Raw genomic sequence first — 21,665 nt, forward strand, 5'->3', positions numbered from 1 at the left:
GAATCCGCCGAGGCGCTGAAACCCGGAACCCGCCTACGCGCCGAACCCCGACCAACGAAGCAACTGGGAGATGACCGTGACCGAGGACGCCCCGATCACCGGCCTCAGCCGACTGATCGCCGACCGGGCCGCCGCCCGGCCGGACGCCGCCGCCCTCCTCGCACCCGACCGGACCCCGCTCACCTACCGGGCGCTCGCGGAGCGGACCGAGGAGATCGGGCAGGCGCTGAACACCTTCGGAATCGGCCGCCCCCACAGGGTCGCCCTGGTGCTGCCCAACGGCCCCGACCTCGCCACCGCGTTCCTCGGCACGGCCGCGTACGCCCAGAGCGCCCCGCTCAACCCCGCCTACCGGGAGCAGGAGTTCGCGTTCTACCTCGCCGACATGCGGGCCGACGCCCTGCTGATCGAGGCCGGCGACGACTCGCCCGCCGTGGCGGTCGCCCGTGAACTCGGCCTCCGGGTCATCGAGCTCAGCTCCCGGCCCGGCACTCCCGCGGGCGTCTTCGAGCTGCACTGCGCTGACCGGGGCACACCGGTCGCCGCCACCGACGGCGGCCCCGCCGGTCCCGAGGAGACCGCGCTGATCCTGCACACCTCCGGTACCACCGACCGGCCCAAGCTCGTCCCGCTCACCCACGCCAACCTGCACGTCGCCGCCCGCAACACCGGCGCCGCCTTCGCCCTCGACGAGCGGGACCTCTGCCTCAACCCGATGCCGCTGTTCCACGCCCACGGCCTGACCAGCACCCTGCTGGCCACCCTGGTCCGCGGCGCAGGCATCGTCTGCACCCCCGGCTTCAGCGACACCGGCTTCTACAGCTGGCTGGAGCAGTTCCGGCCGACCTGGTACACCGCCGTGCCCGCCATGCACCAGGCCCTGCTGTCCGTGGCCGACGACCACCGCGAGGTCCTCGCCGCCAGCCGGCTCCGGTTCATCCGCTCCGCCTCCGCGCCGTTGCCCGGCCCGACCCTCACCGCGCTGGAGGAGGCCTTCCACGCGCCGGTCATCGAGGCGTACGGCATGACCGAGGCCGGCTCGTTGGTCACCAGCAACCCGCTGCCGCCCGGCCGGCGCAAGCTCCGCTCGGTCGGCCTGCCGGTCGGCGGCCCGGTCGCCGTGCTCGACAAGGCCGGACACCCCGTACCGGTCGGCGAGTCCGGCGAGATCGCCATCCGCGGCGCCAACGTGATGGCCGGCTACGAGGCCAACCCGGAGGCCAACTCCCTTGCCTTCACAAACGGTTGGCTGCGCACCGGCGACGAGGGGCGACTCGACGAGGACGGCTACCTGTACGTGGTCGGGCGCAGCAAGGAGATCATCAACCGCGGCGGCTCCAAGGTCGCCCCGGTCGAGATCGACGACGCCCTGGCCGGCCACCCCACCGTCAAACTCGCCGTGGCGTTCGGCGTCCCGCACCCCACCCTCGGCGAGGACGTCGCGGTGGCCGTCGTCCCGCGGCCCGGCGCCCTGGTCGTCGAGCGGGACCTGCGCGAGTACGCCCGGGAGCGGCTCGCCGACTTCAAGGTCCCCAGCCGGGTGTTCGTCGTCGACGACGTCCCGCGCAGCCCCACCGGCAAGGTGCAGCGCCTGCGGCTCGCCGAACGCCTGGCCACTGCCGCCGCCGCCGCGTCCGGCCACCGGGCCGCCCCCGCCGACCCGCTGGCCCGGCGGATCGCCGCCGTCTGGGCCGAGGTGCTCGGCACCGAGGACTTCGGCACCGAGGACAACTTCTTCGACCTGGGCGGCAACTCGCTGCTCCTCAAGCGCGTCGCCGCCCGGCTCGGCGAACAACTCGGGCGGGACGTACCGCTCCTGACGCTGACCATGTGCCCGACCGTCGAGACCCTCGCCGCCCACCTGGCCGAGGAGCGCGGCGGGAGCGATGGTCCCGCCGCCGCCGCCCCCGATGCCCGGGACCGGCTCGACCGCGGCCGCGACCGGCTGCGCCGCCAGCTCGACCGACGACGGGCCGGCGCGCGGAAGGAGAACAGCTGATGGAGCAGAGCGTCGACACGACCGGCCTGGAGATCGCCGTCATCGGCCTCGCCTGCCGCTTCCCCGGCGCCGACGGCCCCGAGCAGTACTGGGAGAACCTGCGCAGCGGGACCGAGTCGATCACCTTCTTCACCCCCGGGGAACTCGCCGCCCAGGGCGTCCCCGAGGCTCTGCGCAACGACCCCGACTACGTCGCCGCCCAGGGCGTCCTGGCGGACGCCGACCGCTTCGACGCCGACTTCTTCGGCATGAGCCCGAAGGAAGCCGACCTGATGGACCCCCAGCACCGGGTGCTGCTGCGGTGCGCCTGGGAGGCCCTGGAGGACGCCGGCCACGACCCGCTCGCGGTGCCCGGGCCGGTCGGGGTGTACGCGGGCACCTACTACAACAGCTACGTCGACCACGTGGACGGCCGGATCGACGGCGAGGACCCCGGGGAGGTGTTCGCCCGGAACCTCGCCAACGAGAAGGACTTCCTGGCCACCCGGATCGCCTACAAGCTCGACCTGTCCGGCCCCGCCCTCACCGTCCAGTCCGCCTGCTCCACCTCCCTGGTCGCCGTGCACCTGGCCTGCCAGGCGCTGCTCGGCGGGGCCTGCGACACCGCGCTCGCGGGCGGCGCGACCGTCCGCGCCCACCAGCACCAGGGCTACCTGTTCCAGCCCGGCGGGATCTTCTCCGCCGACGGCCACTGCCGGCCCTTCGACGCCACCGCGCAGGGCACCGTCGCCGCCAACGGCGCGGGCATGGTGGTGCTCAAGCGGCTGGAGGACGCGCTCGCCGACGGCGACCCGATCCGGGCCGTGATCAAGGGCTCGGCGGTCGGCAACGACGGTGCCCGGCGGATCGGCTTCACCGCCCCCGGCGTGGCAGGCCAGGCCAGGGTGATCCGCGCCGCCCTCGACACCGCCGACGTCGACCCGGCCACCATCGGCTACGTCGAGACGCACGGCAGCGGCACCCCGCTCGGCGACCCGATCGAGATCGAGGCCCTGACCCAGGTCTTCCGGGGCCTGGCCCCCGGCAGCTGCGCGATCGGCGCCGTCAAGGGCAACATCGGCCACACCCACGCCGCCGCGGGCGTCGCCGGGCTGATCAAGACGGTGCTGGCGCTCCAGCACCGGCAGATCCCGCCGAGCCTGCACTTCGACGTCCCCAACCCGGCCATCGACTTCGACGCCGTCCCGTTCCGGGTCAACACCCGGCTCACCGACTGGCCGGCCGGCCCCGGACCGCGCCGGGCCGGCGTCAGCTCCTTCGGCATGGGCGGTACCAACGCCCACGTCGTGCTCGAGGAGGCCCCCGCGCCAGCCCGCCGCGAACCCGGCCGTGCCCGCGTCCTGCTGCCCATCACCGCCCGCACCGCCACCGCCCTGGAGGCCGCCACCGACCGCCTTGCCGACCGCCTCGACGGCGCCGGCGCCCCCGACCTGGCCGGTACGGCCCGCACCCTGCAGACCGGCCGCCGCCACTACGGCCACCGCCGCTTCCTGATCGCCGAGTCCGCCGCCGAGGCCGCCCGCGCCCTGCGCGAGCGCGCCCCGAACGCCGTCCGCACCGGCCACCACGACGGAACCCCCCGTCAGGTCGCCTTCGTCCTTCCCGGACTCGGCGAGCAGCGCATCGGCATGGGCCGCGAACTCCACGCCACCGAACCGGTGTTCCGCGCCGCCCTGGACCGCTGCGCCGAAGGCTTCCGCCCGCACCTCGGCATCGACCTGCGCGAGCTGCTGCACCCCGCCGGGGCACCGGACACCGCGCCCGCCGGCCCCGACCTGCGCCGGATGCTGCGCGGCGGCCCGGCCGCCGCCGAGCGCACCGAGCTCGACCGCACCCGCTACGCGCAGCCCGCGACCTTCGCCGTCGAGTACGCACTGGCCCGGCTCTGGGAGTCCTGGGGGGTGCGGCCGAGCGCGCTGATCGGCTACAGCATCGGCGAGTACACCGCCGCGCACCTGGCCGGCGTCCTCTCGCTGGACGACGCCCTGAAGCTGGTCGCGCACCGCGCCCGGCTGATCGACGGCCTGCCGGCCGGGGCGATGCTGGCCGTGCCGCTGCCCGAGGAGCGCGTCCTCGCCCTGCTGGACGACGGCCTCTCACTGGCCGCCGTCAACGGGCCCGCGCTGTGCGTGGTGGCCGGCACCACCGAGGCGGTCGCCGCACTGGAGGCCCGGCTCGCCGCGGACGGCGTCGCCGCCCGGCAGTTGCAGACCACCCACGCCTTCCACTCGCACCTGATGGACCCGATCGTGGCGGAGTTCGCCGAGCTGGCCGCCGGGGTCACCCTCCAACCGCCGACCGTCCCGTACGTCTCCAACGTCACGGGAGACTGGGCCGACGCCGACCTGGTCACCGACCCGGCGTACTGGGTGCGGCACCTGCGCCGGCCGGTGCGCTTCGCCGACGGCATCGGCCGGCTGTGGCAGCAGCCCGGGCGGGTCCTGCTGGAGACCGGCCCCGGCCAGTCCCTGACCAGCCTGGCCCTGCAGCTGCGGCCCGCCTCCGCCGCGCCGGGGGTCGCCGTCGCCTCCATACCGGGCCGCTTCGACCGGCAGGGCGAGGAGCGGTTCCTGCTGAACACCGCCGGAGGGCTGTGGGCCGCCGGCGTGGACCTGGACTGGTCCGCCGTCAGCGGCGGCAACGCCGCGGCCAGGGTCGCCCTGCCGCCGTACCCGTTCGAGGAGACCCGGCACTGGATCGACCCGGCGCCCCGGAAGGCCGCGCCCTCGCTCGCCCGGCGGGCGGACCTCTCGGACTGGTTCCACACCCCCGTCTGGGAGTCGCTGCCGCCCCGCCCGGCGGCCACCGCGCCCGCGGCCGGGAGCTGGCTGCTGTTCAGCGACGAGGAGGGCATCGGCGAGGCGCTCGCCGCCCGGTTGCGCGCCGACGGCCACCGCGTCACCACCGTCCGGGCGGGCCAGGGCTGGCGTGAACTCGCCGACGGCAGCTATGAGTTGGCGCCCGGCAGTGCTGCAGACCACCGGCGCCTGGTCGAACGGATCACCGACGGCGGCGGGCTGCCCGACCGGATCGTCCACCTGTGGAGCGTCGGCCCGCGCCGCCCCGCCGAGGAGACCCTGGAACGAGGCTTCCACAGCCTGCTCCGGCTCGACCAGGCCCTCACCGCCGCTGCCCCCGGCGCCGCGCTGGACCTCACCGTGGTCTCCAGCGACGCCTTCGCGGTCCTCGGCACCGAGCCCGTCGCCCCGGAGAAGGCCACCGTCACCGGGCCGGCCCTGGTCCTGCCGCTGGAACAGCCCGACACCGTCTGCCGGGCCGTCGACCTGTCCCTGCCGCCCGGCCGCGGCTGGACACCGGAGGACACCGAACTCCTCTACGCCGAACTACTCGACGAGCCGGCCCGGCCACTCACCGCCCTGCGCGGCCGCCGCCGCTGGGAGCGCACCCACCGGCCGGTCCGGGTGGAGGCCGCCGCGGACGGCCGCACCCCGCTGCGCGAGAACGGCGTCTACCTGATCACCGGCGGCTTCGGCGGTGTCGGCCTCTCGCTGGCCCGCCACTTCGCCGCGGCCGTCGGCGCCCGGCTCGTCCTGGTCGGCCGCACCGCGCTGCCGCCCCGCGAGAGCTGGGACGCCCTGCTCGCCGACGACCACCGGGGCGGCGCGGCGGGGGAGCGGATCCGGGCCGTCCTGGAACTCGAAGGGCTCGGCGGGCAGGTGATGACGGCGGCCGCCGACGTCATCGACTCCGAGGCCATGCACCGGATCGTCGACGAGGCGGTGCGGCGGTTCGGCGCCGTCCACGGGATCGTGCACGCCGCCGGCGTCCCGGCCGCCGGGCTCGCCCAGCTCAAGACCGCCGAGGCCGCCGACCGGGTGCTCGACCCCAAGGTCCGCGGCGGCCTGGTGGTCGACGCGCTCGCCCGGCGGCTCGCCCCCGACTTCACCGTCCACTGCTCCTCCAGCCTCGCCCTGACCGGCGGCGTCGGGCAGATCGACTACGTCGCGGCCAACGCCTTCCTGGACGCCCTGGCCCAGCACAACGAGGCCGTCGGCGGCCCGCGCACCGTGTCGGTGAACTGGGACGGCTGGCAGGAGGTCGGGATGGCCTTCCGCACCATCGGCGCCGGCGCCGACCGGCCCGCCGACGGCCGTACCGGCCCCGTCGACCACCCGCTGCTCGACGCCTGCCTGCGCGACGACGAGGCCGTCGCCGTCTACTCCGTCGCACTCAGCGTCGCCACCTCCTGGCTGATCGACGAGCACCGGATGGCGGGCAACGCCGTCGTCCCCGGCACCGGCCACCTGGAACTCGCCCGGGCCGTCCACGAGCACCAGAGCGGGGACGCCCGGGCCGTGCTCGAGGAGGTCACCTTCCTCTCCCCGGTGGTCATCGGTGAGGACCAGCAGCGCGAGCTGCGGGTCGTCCTGGACAAGCGGCACACCCCGCCGCGCTTCGCCGTGGTCAGCCGGGAGACAGGTGCCACCGGTGCCGGTCCGGCCGAGGAGGACGGCTGGCAGGTCCATGTGACCGGCTCCGTCGGCCCCGTCGGCGAGGACACCGCCCCGCGCCGCCGCCACGACGTCGCCGAGCTGATCGCCCGCGCCGGCATGCGCGACCTCGGCGCCGTCACCCACACCGGCCCGATGGGCTTCGGCCCGCGCTCCCGCTGCCTGCGCCGGGTGCACCTCGGCGAGAAGGAGGCGCTGGCCGAACTCGAACTGCCCGCCGAGTTCGGCGAGGACCTGGAGCGGATCGCCCTCCACCCCTCGCTGCTCGACCTCGGCGCGGGCTTCCACGGCATGAACCTCGCCGAGGAGTTCCGCATCCCGCTCAGCTACGGCCGCCTCACCCTGCTCGCCCCGCTGCCGCGCCGGATCTACAGCCACCACCGCTTCCACGAGGCGGACCGCCGCGGCAAGGAGACCTTCACCGCGGACTTCACGCTGCTGGACGAGACCGGACTGGAGACCGTCCGGGTCGAGGACTTCGTCCTCAAGCGCGTCGCCGACCTGGAGACCCGACTCGAAGCGCTGCGCGACGGCACCTCCCGAGAGACCGCCGCCTACCGCTTCCCGCCCGCGGCGACCACCGCCCCCGGACGGCCGGGCGGGGCCGGACCGCTGCGCGACCACCTGGACCAGGGCATCCGGCCCGCCGAGGGCGTCGAGGCGCTGCTGCGGCTGCTCGCCGCCGGACTCGGCCCGCAGGTCGCCGTGGTCGCCAAGGACCTGGACGCGGTGTTCGCCGACATCCGCGCCCAACGGGTGGGCGCCCCGGCGGACGGCCCGGCGGGCGACACCGCCGTCCACCCGCGCCCCGGCATCCTCACCGCGTACACCGAGCCCAGGGACGGCACCGAGACCGCGCTGGCCCGGCTGTGGGCGGAACTGCTCGGGCTGGAACGCGTCGGCGTGCACGACGAGTTCTTCGAACTCGGCGGCCACTCGCTGCTCGGCCTCCAGCTCGCGGCGCGGATCCGGCGCCGGTTCGGCGTCGACCTGCCGCTGAACGCCCTCTTCGAGACGCTGACCGTGGCGGAGCAGGCCGCCGCGCTCCGTCGACGCCTCGACACCGAACCGACGATCGGCGCCGCGGGGGAGACGACCCCGGCCGAACAGAAGCGGAGCACTGCAGATGTCTGACATCCACACGGTCGGCGTGGTCGGCGCCGGGGTCATGGGCACCGGCCTGGCCCAGGCGCTCGCCCAGACCGGCCACCGGGTCCTGCTCGTCGACCGGACGAAGGAGATCCTCGCCGCCGCCGAGCGGACCATCGCCCAGGGCCTGCGCTTCGGCAGGGTACTGGGCGCCAAGGGCCCCAAGGAGGACCGGCGGACCGTCCTCGGGCGGATCGGCCTCACCACCGACTACGAGGGCTTCGACCAGGCCGACTTCGTGATCGAGAACATCACCGAGGACTGGGGCCTGAAGAAGGGCGTCTACGAGCGCCTGGACGCGGTCTGCCCGGAGCGCACCGTGTTCGCCGCCAACACCTCCGTCATCCCGATCACCCGGATCGGTGCGGCCACCTCCCGCCCCGACCGGGTGCTCGGCATGCACTTCATGAACCCCGTCCCGCTCAAGCCGACCGTGGAGATGATCCGCGGCCACCACACCTCCGCCGCGACCGTGGACACCGCCCGCACCCTGCTGTCCCAACTGGGCAAGGAGGGGATCCTGGTGGAGGACTCGCCGGGGTTCGTCACCAACCGGGTCCTGATGCTCACCGTGAACGAGGCCGTCTACCTGGTCCACGAGGGCGTGGCCGGCGCCGAGGAGGTCGACCGGATCTTCAAGACCTGCTTCGGCCACACCATGGGCCCGCTGGAGACCGCCGACCTGATCGGCCTGGACACCATCCTGCAGTCCGTCGAAGGCCTCTACACCGCGTTCAGCGACAGCAAGTACCGGCCGTGCCCGCTGCTGGTCCGGATGGTCGACGCCGGCCTGCTCGGCCGCAAGAGCGGCCAGGGCTTCTACAACTACGCCACCACCCTGGCCTGACCGTACGCATCAGCCCCAGCCCCAGCCCCAGCCGCACCCGGCACCCGAACGAGAAGAAGGAAACGCCCGCCATGACGACGGCCGACCACAAGCCGCAGATCCTCGCCTTCCTCGCCCAGTTCTTCGGCGAGCACCGCCTCACCGACGACGAGGACATCTTCGCCACCGGATTCGTCAACTCGCTCTTCATCATGCAGCTGGTGCTGTTCGTCGAGGGCGAGTTCGACATCACCGTGGACGACGACGACCTGGAGATGGCCAACTTCAACACCGTGCGCGCCATCGACGCGCTGGTCACCCGCAAGCGCGCCGCCGTCGGCGCCGCCGCGCAGCACTCCTGACCCTCCCGTGACCTCCCCGACCGCAGAGACGAGGAGAGAGAGGGACCGATGGCCATCAGAGTTCAACTGACCGAGCGCCAGGCCGCGGCGCGGGAGGAGTACGAGTCCTTCACCCGGCAGGCCGTCGCCCCGCACGCGGACGCCTGGGACCGCGCCGAACGCCTCCCCGAGGCGTTCCTCGAGGAGTTCGCCGCCCGCGGCCTGCTGGGCGCCGCCGTCCCGGCCGGGTACGGCGGCGCCGAACTGGACCCGATCACCTTCGGCCTGCTCAACGAGGAACTCGGCCGCGGCTGCTCGTCCGTGCGCAGCCTGGTCACCGTGCACGGCATGGCCTCGTACGCCGTCGCCCGGTGGGGCGGCGACCGCCAGCGCGAGCACTGGCTGCCGAGGTTCGCCACCGGCGGGGCGATCGGAGCCTTCGCGCTCACCGAGCCCGGCGCCGGCAGCGACGTCAAGGCCCTGCGCACCACTGCCCGGCGCACCGACGACGGCTTCCGGCTCACCGGCCAGAAGCGCTGGATCACCTTCGGCCAACGCGCCGACGTGTACCTGCTGTTCGCCCGACTGGACGGCCGGGAAGCCGCCTTCCTGGTGCCCCGGGACGCGCCCGGGCTGACCGTACGGCCGGTCACCGGGATGCTCGGCACCAAGGCCTCGATGCTCGCCGAACTCAGCCTGGTGGACTGCCTGGTGGCCCCCGAGGCGCTGCTCGGCCGCCCCGGCTTCGGCCTGGCCGCCGTCGCCGCCAGCGCGCTCGAGCTCGGCCGCTACAGCGTCGCCTGGGGCTGCGTCGGCCTCGCCCAGGCCTGCCTGGACGCCTCCCTCGACCACGCCGACCGGCGGGAGACCTTCGGCGTCCGGCTGCGCGACCACCAGCTGGTCCAGCGGATGATCGCCGACATGGCCACCGGCACCGCCGCCGCCCGGCTGCTCTGCCAGCAGGCCGGCTGGCTGCGGCAGGACAGCTCCACCGAGAGCCTGCACGCCACCTGGCTCGCCAAGTACCACGCCTCCCGCACCGCGTTCCGCTCCGCCTCGGACGCCGTCCAGGTGCACGGCGCCCAGGGCTGCGGCGACGGCCACCCCGTCCAGCGCTACCTGCGGGACGCCAAGGTCATGGAGATCATCGAGGGCAGCACCGAACTCCAGCAGACCACCATCGCCGAATCCGCCTACCACTCCCGAACCCGCACCACCCCCACCGAAAGGGTGACGGCATGACCTCCGAGGGCACCGCCGGCCGGCCGGACGGAACCACCGCCGACAGGCCCGCCAGGACTGTCAAGTGCGTCGTCTGGGACCTCGACCACACCGTGTGGGACGGCATCCTGCTGGAGGACGGCGAGGCGCCGCTGCGCCCCGGTCTGCGCGAGGTCATCGTCGAACTCGACCGCCGCGGCATCCTGCACTCGATCGCCAGCCGCAACGACCACGACGCCGCCACCGCGGCGCTGCGCCGGCACGGGCTGCTCGACTACTTCCTCTACCCGCAGATCAACTGGAACGCGAAGTCCTCGTCGATCCGCTCCATCGCCACCTCGCTCAACCTCGGCCTGGACGCCTTCGCCTTCGTCGACGACGACGTCTTCGAACGCGGCGAGGTCTCCTTCGAGATCCCCGAGCTGCTGGTGCTCGACGCGGCGGAGGCGGCCGGCCTCGCCGACCGGCCGGAGTTCTCGCCCCGGTTCATCACCGACGACTCCGCCCGGCGGCGCGAGATGTACCTCGCCGACCAGGAGCGCACCCGGGTCGAGAAGGAGTTCACCGGCCCGCAGGAGGCCTTCCTCGCCACCCTCGGCATGACCCTCACCATCCACCCCGCCCAGGAGGAGGACCTGCGCCGGGCCGAGGAACTGACCGTCCGCACCCACCAGCTCAACACCACCGGCTACACCTACTCCTACGACGAACTCGACGCCTTCCGCCGCTCGGACACCCACGAACTGCTGGTGGCCAGGCTGGAGGACCGGCACGGCCCGTACGGGACCATCGGTCTGGTGCTGCTCGCCAAGGACCCGGACGCCTGGACCGTCAAGCTGCTGCTGATGTCCTGCCGGGTGATGTCCCGCGGCGTCGGCGGGGTGATCATCAACCACCTGCGCCGCCGCGCCCGGGAGGCCGGCGTCCGCCTGCTGGCCGAGTACCTGCCCAACGGGCGCAACCGGATGATGCTGATCACCTACAAGTTCACCGGGTTCCACCAGCTCACCGGAGCGGACGGGCTGACGCTGTTCGAGGCCGACCTCACCGACGTCCCCGGCGACCCGCAGTACCTGACCGTCCGGACCCCGAGCGTCCACGCCCCGACCGCCGGCGCCCCGACCGGAGAGGACCGGAAGCGGTGACGGCGGCCGGCAGCTCCTGGGTGGTCAGGACCGAGCCCAACCCCGCCGCCCGGCTCCGGCTGATCTGTTTCGCCCACGCCGGCGGCGGCAGCTCGGCCTTCGCCGACTGGCCGCGCGCACTGCCCGACGACGTCGAGGTGTGCGCGGTACGGCTGCCCGGCCGCGAGTCACGGATCTTCCAGCCCGCCTACACCGACGTCGAGGACCTGCTGCCCGACCTCACCGCGCCCCTGGCCGACCACTGCCGGCCCCCCTACGCCCTGTTCGGCCACAGCATGGGCGCGCTGATCGCGTTCTCCTTCGCCCGCCGGCTCCGCGAGCTCGGCGCCCCCGCCCCCGACCACCTGGTGGTCTCCGGACGCCGGGCCCCGCAGCTCGCCCACAACCGGCCGCTGATCCACCACCTGCCGCAGGACCAGTTCCTGGACCGGATCAGGGAGTTGGGCGGCACCCCGGAGAGCCTGCTGGCGGACGCCCGGGTGATGCGGCTGGTCCTGCCCGGCCTGCGGGCCGACTTCCAGCTCAACGACTGCTACACCCACCGCCCGCAGGAGCCCCTGCCCGTCCCGATCACCGCCTTCGGCGGCCGCGCCGACCCGCACGTCGACCCCGAGGGCCTCGCCGCCTGGGCCCGGCAGAGCACCGGCGCCTTCACGATGCGGATGTTCGACGGCGGGCACTTCTTCCTGCACTCCGCCCAACAGGAGGTCCTGCACGAACTGTCCCGGCTGCTGCGCCGGCCGACCGACCGGATCGCCGGAGCGGTCGCCTTGTGAACCCATTCGACGTGAACCCGCCCGACGTGAGCCAGCCCGACCGGTGGCCGCCCGGCCCCGCCGCCCCGGCCCTCGCCGAGGACGAGGTGCACGTCTGGCGGGCCCGCCTCGACCCGCCCGAACACGCCACGCGCCGGTACGCCGAGCTCCTCGACCCCGAGGAGCGGACGCGGGCTGGCCGCTGCCGGCTGCCGGTCGAGCGCGCCCGCTTCGTCGCCGCACACGGCGCGCTGCGCACCGTCCTGGCCCGCTACACCGGTCGGCCCCCCGCCGACCTGCGCCTGCACCGCTCCGCCCGCGGCCGTCCCGGACTGACACCGGCACCGCACCACGCGGCGCTCGACTTCAACCTCAGCCACTCGGGGGACCTGGCGCTGATCGCCGTCACCCGAACCGGCACCGTCGGCGTCGACCTGGAGGAGGTCCGTGCCGACCTCGACCACCGCGCGATGGCCGCCCGCTTCCTCGGCCCCGCCGAGGCCCGGCTGATCGCCGGTCTGCCCCCGGCCGCCGGGCGCCACGCCTTCTACGCCCGGTGGACCTGGCGGGAGGCGTACGCCAAGGCCGCCGACCTGCCCGTGCCGCGCCGGCTCGGCCCCGGCGCGCCGGGGCCGCTGCCGATCACCGTGGATCTGTGGAAACTGAGCAACCTCCCACTGGACAAGGGATATTGTGCGACCGTCGCGGCCTCCGGATCCTGCGCGCCGCCGCTCCGGTGGACGCTGACCTGACGCAGGACCGGGCCCGCAGGACGTCACCCACCCGCTGCTCCGCCTGACGAGGACTGCGGACGAAAGGAGCCGGATCGCATGCCCGAACTGTCCAGCCTGTGGTGGTTCTTCACTGCCTCACTGGTGCTGCTGCTCATCCCCGGCCCGTCCGTGCTCTACGTGACCGGCCGGACCCTCGACCAGGGGCGCCGCGCCGGTCTGCTGTCCACCCTCGGCCTGGCCTGCGGCGACCTCGTCCAGGTGCTCGCTGCCGTGGTCGGCCTGTCCGCCCTGGTCGCGTCCTCGGAGACCGCCTTCAACGTGGTCAAGTACGCGGGCGCCGCCTACCTGGTCTGGCTCGGCGTCAAACGACTGCGCACCCCGGACCCGGACCCCGCCGCCGCACAGGCCGACGAGGCGCCCGCCCGCTCGCCCCGGATCTTCACCGACGGTCTGGTCGTCAACGCCCTCAACCCGAAGAGCACCCTGTTCTTCCTCGCCTTCCTGCCCTCCTTCATCCACAGCGGCAGGGGAGCGGTCTGGTCCCAGACCCTGGTCTTCGGACTGGTCTTCGTGGTGGTCGGCATGGCCACCAACGCCGGCTGGGCGCTGCTGAGTTCACTCATGCGCCAGCGCGCCCGGAAGAGCCGCGGTTTCCTCCGCGCCGAGCGGTACGTCGTGGCCGGAGTCTTTTTCGTCCTCGCCGCCGCCACCCTGGCGACCGGCCTCACCAGCGGCTGAGCCGCCCACGGGAGCCCACCGAGATGACCGACACACCCACCAGCACCCCGCCGGTGACCGCCCACCACCTGCTGGCGGGCAACGAGAACCCCTACCCGCCGCTGCCCGGCGTGCTGGAACGGGCCACCGCCGCCCTGCACACCCTCAACCGCTACCCCGACCCGGCCGCCACCCGTCTGGTCGCCGCCCTCGCCGACCACCTGAACGTCCCGTCGGCCCATGTGGTGGTCGGCCCCGGCTCGGTCGGCGTGCTGTTCCAAGTGGTCCGCGCGGCCGCCGGCCCGGGCGACGAGGTCCTGTTCGCCTGGCGCTCGTTCGAGGCCTACCCGGAAGCGGCCGAGCTCGCCGGGGCGACCGCCGCCGCCGTTCCGCTGGCCGACGGTGAGGTCCACGACCTCACCGCGATGGCCGCCGCCCTCACCCCGCGCACCAAGGTCGTCCTGGTCTGCAACCCCAACAACCCGACCGGCACCGCCGTCCCGCCCGCCGAACTCGTGAAGTTCCTGGACGCGATACCCGACACCACCCTGGTCGTCCTGGACGAGGCCTACCGCGAGTTCGCCCCCGAGGACACCCCGGACGGCATCGACCTCTACCGCACCCGCCCCAACCTGGTCGTCCTGCGCACCTTCTCCAAGGCCTACGGCCTGGCCGGCCTCCGGGTCGGCTACGCCGTGGCCCACGACACCGTCGCCGCCGCGGCCCGCGCAGTCGCCCTGCCGTTCGGCGTCAGCCGGATCGCCCAGGACGCCGCCGTGGAGTCCCTCGCGGCCGGCTCCGAACTGCACGACCGGGTAAGCAACCTGGTCGCCGAACGCAACCGGGTCCAGGCCGCGTTGCGCACCCAGGGCTGGCCCCTGGTGGAGTCCCACGCCAACTTCGTCTGGCTCCGGCTGGGTGAGCACACCTCGGCCTTCGCCGCGTCCTGCACCGAGGCCGGGATCACCGCCAAGGTCTTCCCCGGCGAGGGTGTCCGGCTCAGCATCGGCGAACCCGACGCCAACGACGCCGCCCTCGCCGTCGCGGCCGCCTGGCGCGCCCGCACCGCCTGATCTCCCTGGGCCCCGGGCCCCTCGGGAGCACGTACCCGCAGGGGCCCGCCGATCCCCCTGGACGACGCGCTGTGCGAAGCGTCAGGGGAACGTCCGGCCAACGTCCTTCCCCGACGTGCCGGTGCACGGGCAGTGTGCTGTGCGGACAAGGGGCGCCCCTGTGCCCCAGGCCACCGGATCACGGAGGAACCATGCGTCGTCGTATCGGAGCATTGATGGCTGCCGCCTCGCTGGCCGGCATCAGCGTCGTCGGCATCTCGGGAACCGCCCACGCGGGCACGACGGGTTCGGTGAGCATCTCGGTCCCCGGCTGCATCGGCCACCTGAACCTCGCGCCCAACTGGGCCTACGGCCACCTGGACTCGTACACCACCACCTGCTGGCTGACGGTGTTCGACCGGAACGACCAGACCGGAAAGGTGTCCTCCCAGACCATCTCCTACGGGCCCGGCGGGAGCGGTGACACGGGCCAGTTCTACCACGACAGCGTCGTCCACGCGGTTGCCATGGCGATCTCCAACGGCAGCCAGAGCAACGACACGGCCTGGTACCACTGAGGCCTCTGATCCCGGGGCAGTCCTGGGCCGGTGAGTCGCAGGACTGCCCCCAGCACCGACCGCTGCTCCGGCCGCCCCGTTCGGGACTCGTGACCGGGGCCGCCAGGCGCACCGCCTATGCCGAACGGGGCGGTTGCGGCGCGGGAGGGCACCTGTCCAGGCGGGCCCGGACGGCATCGGCGTCCCGGTGCTGCAGGTCCTCCAGGATGGCGAGGCTGCGGGCCCAGGCCGCCCGGGCGGACTCGACGTCGCCGAGCGCGAGGTGGGTGTCGCCGAGATGGGTGTGGATGTCGGCCTGGAGGAAGTAGTCGCCGACCGCCACCCGCAGCCGCAGGGACTCGTGGTAGGCGGGAAGGGCCTCGTGGTACTCGCCGAGGCGGTGGTGGATGAAGCCGATGCTGTCCCAGATGGACGACTGCCCGGGCAGGTTGCCCGCGTCGCGGGCCAGCTCCAGGGCGCGCCGGCAGTGCGGGAGGGCTTCCCGCAGCTCGCCCTGCTGGGCCAGGTACCAGCCGATGCTGTTGAGCGCGAGGGCCTGCCCGGACGGGTCGCCGATGGCCTCGAAGAGTTCGAGGGCCCGGCGGGACTCGGCCACGGCCTCGGCGTCGCAGTGCTCCTCGCCGTGGGCGATCGCGAGGTCGAGCCGGGTCCGGCCCTCCCGGGGCCGGTCGCCGAGTGTCTCGAACAAGCCGAGTGCCAGGCGCAGTTCGCGCTGGGCCTCGGGCTGGTGGCCCTGGGAGCGGTGCACCTGGCCGAGCCAGCGGTGCGCGTGGGCCTGGTGGCCGAGGTCCCCGGTGCGTTCGGCGGCGGCCAGCGCGGTCTCGCTCGCCCGCTGCCACTGCTGCCACAGCCCCGACTTGAGCAGGTAGGGCACCTGGGCGCCGACCAGCTGCCAGGCGTGGACGTCGGCTCCGGTCCGGTGCGCCGCGTCGACGATCCGCTCCAGCACCGGCTGCTCCTCCCGGTACCAGTCGAGCGCCTCCTGCCGGTCGGCGAGTTCCTCGGCCGCCACGCCGGTGGCGGGCTCCGCGAGGTCCAGCGACTGCCAGGAGACGTCGTCGGCGTAGGCGAGGCTCGCCGCGCGGTGGGCGGTGTGGAGGTAGTGGTCGAGCATCCGCAGGGTGGCCGCGGCCTGGCCCTGCGGGGGTTCGAGGGCGGCCGCCTGCTCGGCGGCGTAGGCGCGCAGCAGGTCGTGGAAGGTGTACCGGTCGCGCTCCGGCGCGGTGATCAGATGGGCCCGGTGCAGCTCCTCCAACAGGGCGCGGGTCTCGGGCAGCGGCCGGCCCGCGAGGCTCGCGGCCGCCGCGGTGCTGACGGACGGGCCCGGGTGCAGGCCCAGCAGCCGGAACAGCCGGGCGGCCCGCGGAGTCAGCGCACGGTAGGACCAGGAGAGCACCACCCGGACGTCGGCGTGGCTGTCTCCGGCCGACAGGAGGTCCAGGCGCGCCCGGGAGTCCCGCAGCTCGCGCGCCCACACCTCCAGCGGGGTGCCGGGGTGCTCGGCCGCCCTGGCGGCGGCGATGTTCAGCGCGAGCGGCAGCCGGGCGCACAGCTCGGTCAGCTCGTCGGCGGCCTCCTGCTGCTCCGCGACCGTCGCCGCGCCCAGGCGGCGGGCGAGCAGTTCGCGCGCCTCCGCGGGGGAGAGCACGTCCAGGGCCAGCGGTACGGCGCCGTCCAGCGCGACCAGTCCGGGCAGCCGGTTGCGGCTGGTGACCACGACCAGGCAGGTGTTGGAGCCGGGGAGCAGCGGTCGGACCTGTTCCGCCTCGCGGACGTTGTCGAGGACGATCAGCGTGCGGGTGCCCGCCAGCCGGCTGCGCAGCAGCGCGAGCTGCCCGTCCGGGTCGGCGGGGACGCGGAGGGCCGGGACGCCCAGCGCCTCCAGGAAGCCGCGTGCCACGTCGGCGGCGTCGACCGGGGCGCGGGCCGGGTCGAACCCGCGCAGGTTGGCGAAGAGCTGGCCGTCGGGGAAGCGGTCGGCGACCCGGTGGGCGAAGTGCACGGCCAGGGTGGTCTTGCCGACGCCCGCGGTGCCGGCGATGGCCGAGATCACGACCGCGCCGCAGCCGGGGGTCACGTCGGCGAGCAGGTCGTCGAGCAGCTGGAGTTCCCTGGTCCGGCCGGTGAAGTGGCGGATGGCCATCGGCAGTTGCTGCGGACCGGTCGGAGCCGTCGGAGCCGTCGTACCGACGGGGGAGACGGCGGGGCCGCCGCCGGGTACCGCCCCCGGTGCGTCCGTCCTGGCCGGCCGACCGACTCCGTCCGCTCCGTCCGCCCGGTCCGCCCGGTCCGCACCCTCCGGCTCCGTGACCTGTCGGGCGTCCGGATCCCGCGCGGCGGCCAGCCACTGGGCACGGGTCTCCGGATCGAGGCCGAGGGCCGCGGCGAGCCGGACCACCGACGACATCCGCGGGCGGCGCCCGCCCGCCTCCAGGGCGCTGATCGACCGGGCCGACACCCCGGAGCGCTCCGCCAGTTCGTCCTGGCTCCACCCCGCCGACAGGCGTCGCTCCCGCAACAGCGCAGCAAAAATCGCAGCCCCCACAGATCCCCCCGGTGCCTGTGATCCGCGGCGTCGCCTGGCTTCGCCCGTCCGACCCGGATCGCGAACGAGCGTAGCCCCACGGCGCCCAAGTGTCAGGTCAACGTCAGGTCAACGTCGTGGTCGGCGCGCCGGCGACGGGGCGAAGATGGACGCCTGGCGGACCGGTGCGAGGAGGAACGATTGAACGCCCGCAGGACTGCTTCGCGTCCGACCGGGGGTCCGGTCCGGGTCGTCGCCGCCCCCACGGCATTCGGACACACCGGAGGCTGCGTCGACGTGACCGACTGAGCTACCGGTCCGACGCGCGGTGCCCCCCCACGGTACCCGCTGTCGGACCGGTCCGCAGGCCGCGGCGACGGGGGTGCCGCGGCTCGCCGGGAGCCCCGCGACGGCCGACCGCAGCCCGGCCGTCGCGGGGGCACCGGCACCGATTCCGCCGCAGGTCGAACGGTGTCATGCTGAGGCCATGACAGATCACATCGAGACCGCCCCGGCCCGTGACGGGGTGCAGGACGGGGGCCGACGGCGGGAGTTGGCGGCGGCGACGGTGGGGTCGGTGGTCGAGTTCTTCGACTGGAACGTCTACGCCGTGCTCGCGCCCTACTTCGCCGCCGACCTGTTCGGCCACGGCAAGGGAGGGGTCAGCGGTGTGCTCGCCGCGTACGCCACCTTCGCGGTCGGCTTCGTGGCCCGGCCGGTCGGCTCGTACCTGATAGGCCGGCTCAGCGACACCCGGGGGCGGCGCTTCGCGCTCAGCCTCGGCATGGCCGTCATCGCCGTCGCGAGCCTGGGCATCGCCACGCTGCCGGGTCAGCGGACCATCGGCGCCTGGGCGGCGGTGCTGGCCGTCGTCGTACGGGTGGTGCAGGGCCTCGCCTTCGGCGGGGAGGCGCCGAGTGTCGCCGCGTACGTCACCGAGACGGGCCCGCCCCGGCACCGCTTCGCGTTCAGCTCGGTCTCCTACGGCGGGATCATCCTGGGTTCGCTGCTCTCCTTCGGGGTGCTCACCCTGCTGATCCACACGATCGGCAAGTCCGGTTTGGAGAACGGCGGTTGGCGCTGGGGCTTCCTGGTCGCCGCGCTGCTGGGACTGGGCGCGTTGTGGGTGCGCCGGGCCGCGCCGGAGAGCGCCGAGTTCCACCGCGCCCGGGCCCGGGTGCGGCCGGGCGCACGCCCGTCCTTCCTGCGCACGGTCCGCGACCACCGCTGGGCGGTGCTCACCGTCTTCCTCAACACCCTCGGCGGCACGGTCGGTTACTACTTCGCCCTGACCTACCTGCCGCAGTACGCCGCCGCCTACCACGTCATCGACAAGGAGCGGGCCGCCTCCTTCATGACGGTGGTGCTGGCGATCGTCCTGGCCACCATGCTGCTCACCGGCGCCGCCGCGGACCGCTTCGGCCTGCTGCCGGTCGCCCGGATCGGCTTCGGGCTGCCGATCCCGCTGGTCGGGATCCTGCTGGCCGGGCTGCGCGGTGGCTGGCTGCCGTTCCAGGTGGTGGCCGTGCTCCTGGGAATGACGGTGGCGACGGTGCTCGGCACCCTGAACGTCTTCACCGGGCTGCTGTTCCCGACCGAGGTGCGGGCGGTCGGCCTCGGCGTGGTCAACGCGGCCACCATCGCAGCCTTCGGCGGCACCTTCCCGCTGCTCGCCGAGTGGCTTGACCACCACAACGGCCTCGGGGTGATTCCGGTCTACGTCACGGTCTGCACCGCGGGACCGGCGTTGGGTCTGCTGACGGCCATGCGGGTGCCCTCGTTCACCGCCGCCCTCCGGCAGGCGGAACCGGACGTTCAGCGGCCACCGGGAACCGCCTGACGGGTGCTCACGTCCTGTGGTTGAGTGGGGTCCGGACCGGACGCCGGACGGGGAGGACGAGGCGACAGTGGACAGCAACGAGTCGGAAAGCTGGCTGATCGAGACCGATTTCGAGCAGCCACCGCAGGTGGACCTGCGGACCGACCGGGCGCACTCCGCGCGGGTCTACGACTACCTGCTCGGCGGCAAGACCAACTTCCCGGCGGACCGCGAGGTCGGCGACCGGGTGCTCGCCGACCTGCCCACCGCCCGGGCCGGGGCCGCGGCCGCCCGCGCCGTGATGCACCGGATGGTCCGCCGGCTGGCCGAGGAGCACGGCATCCGCCAGTTCCTGGACGTCGGCACCGGCATCCCCACCGCGCCCAACCTGCACGAGGTCGTCCAGGCGGTCGACCCGGCCTGCCGGGTGGTGTACGTGGACAACGACCCGATCGTGCTGGCCCATTCGCGCGCGCTGCTCACCAGCACGCCCGAGGGCCGCACCGCCTACGTCGAGGGCGACCTGCGCGATCCGGAGAAGTTCCTGGCCGACCCGGCGGTGGCCGCCACCCTGGACCTCACCCGGCCGGTCGCGCTGACGCTGATCAACATCGTGCACTTCCTCTCCGACGAGGCCGCGCACCCGCCCGTCCGCAAACTTCTGGACGCCCTGCCCTCCGGTAGCTTCATGGCCCTGACCGCGGGCACCGCCGACAACGCGCCGGACCAGGTCCCGGTGGGCGCGCGCCGCTACGCCGAGGCCGGGATCGAGGTGTACGCACGCTCGCACGCCGAGGTCGAACGCTTCTTCGCCGGGCTGGAACTGGACGACCCGGGCGTGGTCCTGGTCAACCGCTGGCACCCGGAGCCGGGTGCGGCCGACGGTGAGGTCTCGCTGTACGGCGGTGTGGGCCGCAAGCCGTAGCACCCGCCGCCGCGGTCACGGTGAGGGCGCCATGGCGAGCCCCGCCGAAGCGGCGCCGCGGCTGAGCACCACGGTGCGGATGTGCTCCAGCGCGCGGGCCCAGTCGGCGCGGCCGGGGTCCCGGCGGACGGCCTCGCGCAGGTCGAGCACCCGGTAGGGCGGGCCGAGGTCGGTGATCTGCGGGACGAACTCGGCCCGGCTCACCGTCCACCGCTGCCCGGGGGCGGCCGGCGGGCTGACGGTGAAGCGGGCCATCGAGCTCCAGTTGCCGCGCGGGTCCTCGGCGTTGTCGTAGGTGAACATGTGTCCGGCGAGCTGGTCGCCGAGGCCGTACACCGTCCAGGTGTCGCCGATCTTCTCGTAGGCCTGCGGAATGTGGGCGTGGGTGCCGAGGATCAGGTCGATGTCGGGCCGGCCCGGGCCCTGCCCGGCTGCGGACAACTCCTTGGCCAGGGTGAGTTGTTGTTCGTTCGGAGCGTCCTGCCACTCGGTGCCCCAGTGGATGCTGACCACCACCAGGTCCGCGCCGCCCGCCCGGGCGGCGCGGGCGTCGGCGAGGATCCGGTCCCGGTCGATCAGGTTGACGGCCCAGGGCTCGGCCTTGGGCAGCGCGATGCCGTTCGTCCCGTAGGTGTAGGCGAGTTGGGCCACCGTGGCGCCGCCCGCCCGCAGCAGTGCGGGCCGCCCGGCCTCCTCGGCGGTGCGGGCGGATCCGGTGTGGGCGAGCCCGACGGCGTCCATCGCGTCCAGGGTGCGGCGGATGCCGGCCGGGCCGTCGTCCAGGGTGTGGTTGGAGGCGGTGTCGCAGGAGGCGTACCCGGCCTCCTTGAGCGCCTTGGCGACCTGCGGCGGGGACTTGAACGTCGGGTACCCGGTGTACGGTCCGCCGTCGGCGCCGTAGACGGTCTCCATGTGGCAGATCGCCAGGTCGGCCGCGCCGATCACCGGCTTGACGCCGGCCAGCATGGGGCCGAAGTCGTAGCCGGAGCCGCCGGCGTCCTCCTTGGCCTGCTGGATGATCTCGGTGTGCGGCAGCACGTCGCCGGTGGCGAGCAGGGTGAACGCCTGTGGCCCGGTCGGGGTGGGCGTCGGCGTCGGTGCGGCACTGCCCTGGGCGGCCTGCCCGGAGGGGTGCGGGGCGCCGCAGCCCGGGACGGCGAGCAGCAGGGCGAGGGCCGTGACGGCGGCCCGGCGGCGGAGGAGGGGCATGGTCGGCTCGTCTCACGATCGGATGGTGTGACCAACCCTCCGAATATGCGGGCGCCCGCTCCGCAGGTCGTCGGCCCCACGCCCGCAGGTCACCCGGCGGGCCCTGCGTCCCGAAAAGTAGTGACCATGCGTGACCCCTTGTACGCGGTGTGCGGATGTGCTGACATATCCACGTCAATTTTGACGAGGGGCCGCGGGT

General features: G+C 74.0%; 15 protein-coding genes. 13 read left to right on the plus strand and 2 right to left on the minus strand.

The features are described 5' to 3' along the window. The first annotated feature begins 70 nt into the window (after positions 1 to 70). From BOQ63_RS41535 to BOQ63_RS41585, 11 genes are all read left to right on the plus strand, one after another. Entirely contained in the window at positions 71 to 1,999 is a 1,929-nt protein-coding gene (locus BOQ63_RS41535) for a non-ribosomal peptide synthetase (RefSeq protein WP_454131996.1), read from the plus strand. Next, positions 1,999 to 7,605, plus strand: coding sequence for a type I polyketide synthase (locus BOQ63_RS41540; RefSeq protein WP_454131994.1), 5,607 nt, complete (start codon positions 1,999 to 2,001; stop codon positions 7,603 to 7,605). The genes BOQ63_RS41535 and BOQ63_RS41540 overlap by 1 nt, the downstream gene beginning before the upstream one ends. Further along, the gene (locus tag BOQ63_RS41545; protein ID WP_030550506.1) at positions 7,598 to 8,467 is read left to right on the plus strand and encodes a 3-hydroxyacyl-CoA dehydrogenase family protein; all 870 of its coding nucleotides are present in this window, start codon (positions 7,598 to 7,600) and stop codon (positions 8,465 to 8,467) included. Before BOQ63_RS41540 ends, BOQ63_RS41545 begins: the two co-directional genes overlap by 8 nt. Before the next feature lie 71 nt (positions 8,468 to 8,538). Next, the gene (locus tag BOQ63_RS41550) at positions 8,539 to 8,808 is read left to right on the plus strand and encodes an acyl carrier protein (RefSeq protein WP_030279555.1); all 270 of its coding nucleotides are present in this window, start codon (positions 8,539 to 8,541) and stop codon (positions 8,806 to 8,808) included. 48 nt (positions 8,809 to 8,856) lie between these two features. After that, positions 8,857 to 10,029, plus strand: a complete 1,173-nt coding sequence (locus BOQ63_RS41555; protein WP_107488607.1) for an acyl-CoA dehydrogenase family protein — start codon at positions 8,857 to 8,859, stop codon at positions 10,027 to 10,029. Then, positions 10,026 to 11,153 carry an HAD-IIIC family phosphatase gene (locus BOQ63_RS41560; protein WP_046386208.1) on the plus strand — a complete coding sequence of 376 codons (1,128 nt, stop codon included), beginning with the start codon at positions 10,026 to 10,028 and terminating at the stop codon, positions 11,151 to 11,153. The genes BOQ63_RS41555 and BOQ63_RS41560 overlap by 4 nt, the downstream gene beginning before the upstream one ends. Continuing rightward, positions 11,150 to 11,929 (plus strand): thioesterase II family protein, encoded by a 780-nt coding sequence (locus BOQ63_RS41565; protein ID WP_072656053.1) that lies wholly within the window; start codon positions 11,150 to 11,152, stop codon positions 11,927 to 11,929. Before BOQ63_RS41560 ends, BOQ63_RS41565 begins: the two co-directional genes overlap by 4 nt. A 26-nt stretch (positions 11,930 to 11,955) precedes the next feature. After that, positions 11,956 to 12,660 carry a 4'-phosphopantetheinyl transferase family protein gene (locus tag BOQ63_RS41570; RefSeq protein WP_157881827.1) on the plus strand — a complete coding sequence of 235 codons (705 nt, stop codon included), beginning with the start codon at positions 11,956 to 11,958 and terminating at the stop codon, positions 12,658 to 12,660. 78 nt (positions 12,661 to 12,738) lie between these two features. Continuing rightward, positions 12,739 to 13,380, plus strand: a complete 642-nt coding sequence (locus BOQ63_RS41575) for a LysE family translocator (protein ID WP_030279563.1) — start codon at positions 12,739 to 12,741, stop codon at positions 13,378 to 13,380. A 23-nt stretch (positions 13,381 to 13,403) separates the two neighbouring features. Then, entirely contained in the window at positions 13,404 to 14,432 is a 1,029-nt protein-coding gene (locus BOQ63_RS41580; RefSeq protein ID WP_072656055.1) for a histidinol-phosphate transaminase, read from the plus strand. Between the two features lie 215 nt (positions 14,433 to 14,647). After that, entirely contained in the window at positions 14,648 to 14,989 is a 342-nt protein-coding gene (locus BOQ63_RS41585; protein ID WP_030279565.1) for a hypothetical protein, read from the plus strand. Between the two features lie 115 nt (positions 14,990 to 15,104). Here BOQ63_RS41585 and BOQ63_RS41590 read toward each other — a convergent pair whose 3' ends face one another. Beyond that, the gene (locus BOQ63_RS41590; protein ID WP_454131990.1) at positions 15,105 to 17,507 is read right to left on the minus strand and encodes an ATP-binding protein; all 2,403 of its coding nucleotides are present in this window, start codon (positions 17,505 to 17,507) and stop codon (positions 15,105 to 15,107) included. Between the two features lie 493 nt (positions 17,508 to 18,000). Here BOQ63_RS41590 and BOQ63_RS41595 point away from each other — a divergent pair, with 493 nt between their 5' ends. Next, a complete protein-coding gene (locus BOQ63_RS41595; protein WP_072656057.1) occupies positions 18,001 to 19,353 on the plus strand; it encodes an MFS transporter in 1,353 nt (450 codons plus the stop codon). Positions 19,354 to 19,420: 67 nt separating this feature from the next. Further along, positions 19,421 to 20,257, plus strand: a complete 837-nt coding sequence (locus BOQ63_RS41600; RefSeq protein WP_232790687.1) for an SAM-dependent methyltransferase — start codon at positions 19,421 to 19,423, stop codon at positions 20,255 to 20,257. Between the two features lie 15 nt (positions 20,258 to 20,272). Here the strand turns inward: BOQ63_RS41600 and BOQ63_RS41605 are convergent, their stop codons facing one another. After that, complete coding sequence (locus BOQ63_RS41605; protein ID WP_072656058.1) at positions 20,273 to 21,466, minus strand: CapA family protein; 1,194 nt, start codon at positions 21,464 to 21,466, stop codon at positions 20,273 to 20,275. Positions 21,467 to 21,665 lie beyond the last annotated feature (199 nt).

It is taken from the genome of Streptomyces viridifaciens (assembly GCF_001888885.2).
In the GTDB taxonomy this organism is placed as follows: domain Bacteria; phylum Actinomycetota; class Actinomycetes; order Streptomycetales; family Streptomycetaceae; genus Kitasatospora; species Kitasatospora aureofaciens.

Excerpts from the sequence above, each read along its gene's own strand:
- BOQ63_RS41535 (WP_454131996.1), top strand. The coding sequence starts at position 71 with ATGACCGTGACCGAGGACGCCCCGATCACCGGCCTCAGCCGACTGATC.
- BOQ63_RS41540 (WP_454131994.1), top strand. The coding sequence starts at position 1,999 with ATGGAGCAGAGCGTCGACACGACCGGCCTGGAGATCGCCGTCATCGGC.
- BOQ63_RS41545 (WP_030550506.1), top strand. The coding sequence starts at position 7,598 with ATGTCTGACATCCACACGGTCGGCGTGGTCGGCGCCGGGGTCATGGGC.
- BOQ63_RS41550 (WP_030279555.1), top strand. The coding sequence starts at position 8,539 with ATGACGACGGCCGACCACAAGCCGCAGATCCTCGCCTTCCTCGCCCAG.
- BOQ63_RS41555 (WP_107488607.1), top strand. The coding sequence starts at position 8,857 with ATGGCCATCAGAGTTCAACTGACCGAGCGCCAGGCCGCGGCGCGGGAG.
- BOQ63_RS41560 (WP_046386208.1), top strand. The coding sequence starts at position 10,026 with ATGACCTCCGAGGGCACCGCCGGCCGGCCGGACGGAACCACCGCCGAC.
- BOQ63_RS41575 (WP_030279563.1), top strand. The coding sequence starts at position 12,739 with ATGCCCGAACTGTCCAGCCTGTGGTGGTTCTTCACTGCCTCACTGGTG.
- BOQ63_RS41580 (WP_072656055.1), top strand. The coding sequence starts at position 13,404 with ATGACCGACACACCCACCAGCACCCCGCCGGTGACCGCCCACCACCTG.
- BOQ63_RS41585 (WP_030279565.1), top strand. The coding sequence starts at position 14,648 with ATGGCTGCCGCCTCGCTGGCCGGCATCAGCGTCGTCGGCATCTCGGGA.
- BOQ63_RS41595 (WP_072656057.1), top strand. The coding sequence starts at position 18,001 with ATGACAGATCACATCGAGACCGCCCCGGCCCGTGACGGGGTGCAGGAC.
- BOQ63_RS41605 (WP_072656058.1), bottom strand. The coding sequence starts at position 21,466 with ATGCCCCTCCTCCGCCGCCGGGCCGCCGTCACGGCCCTCGCCCTGCTG.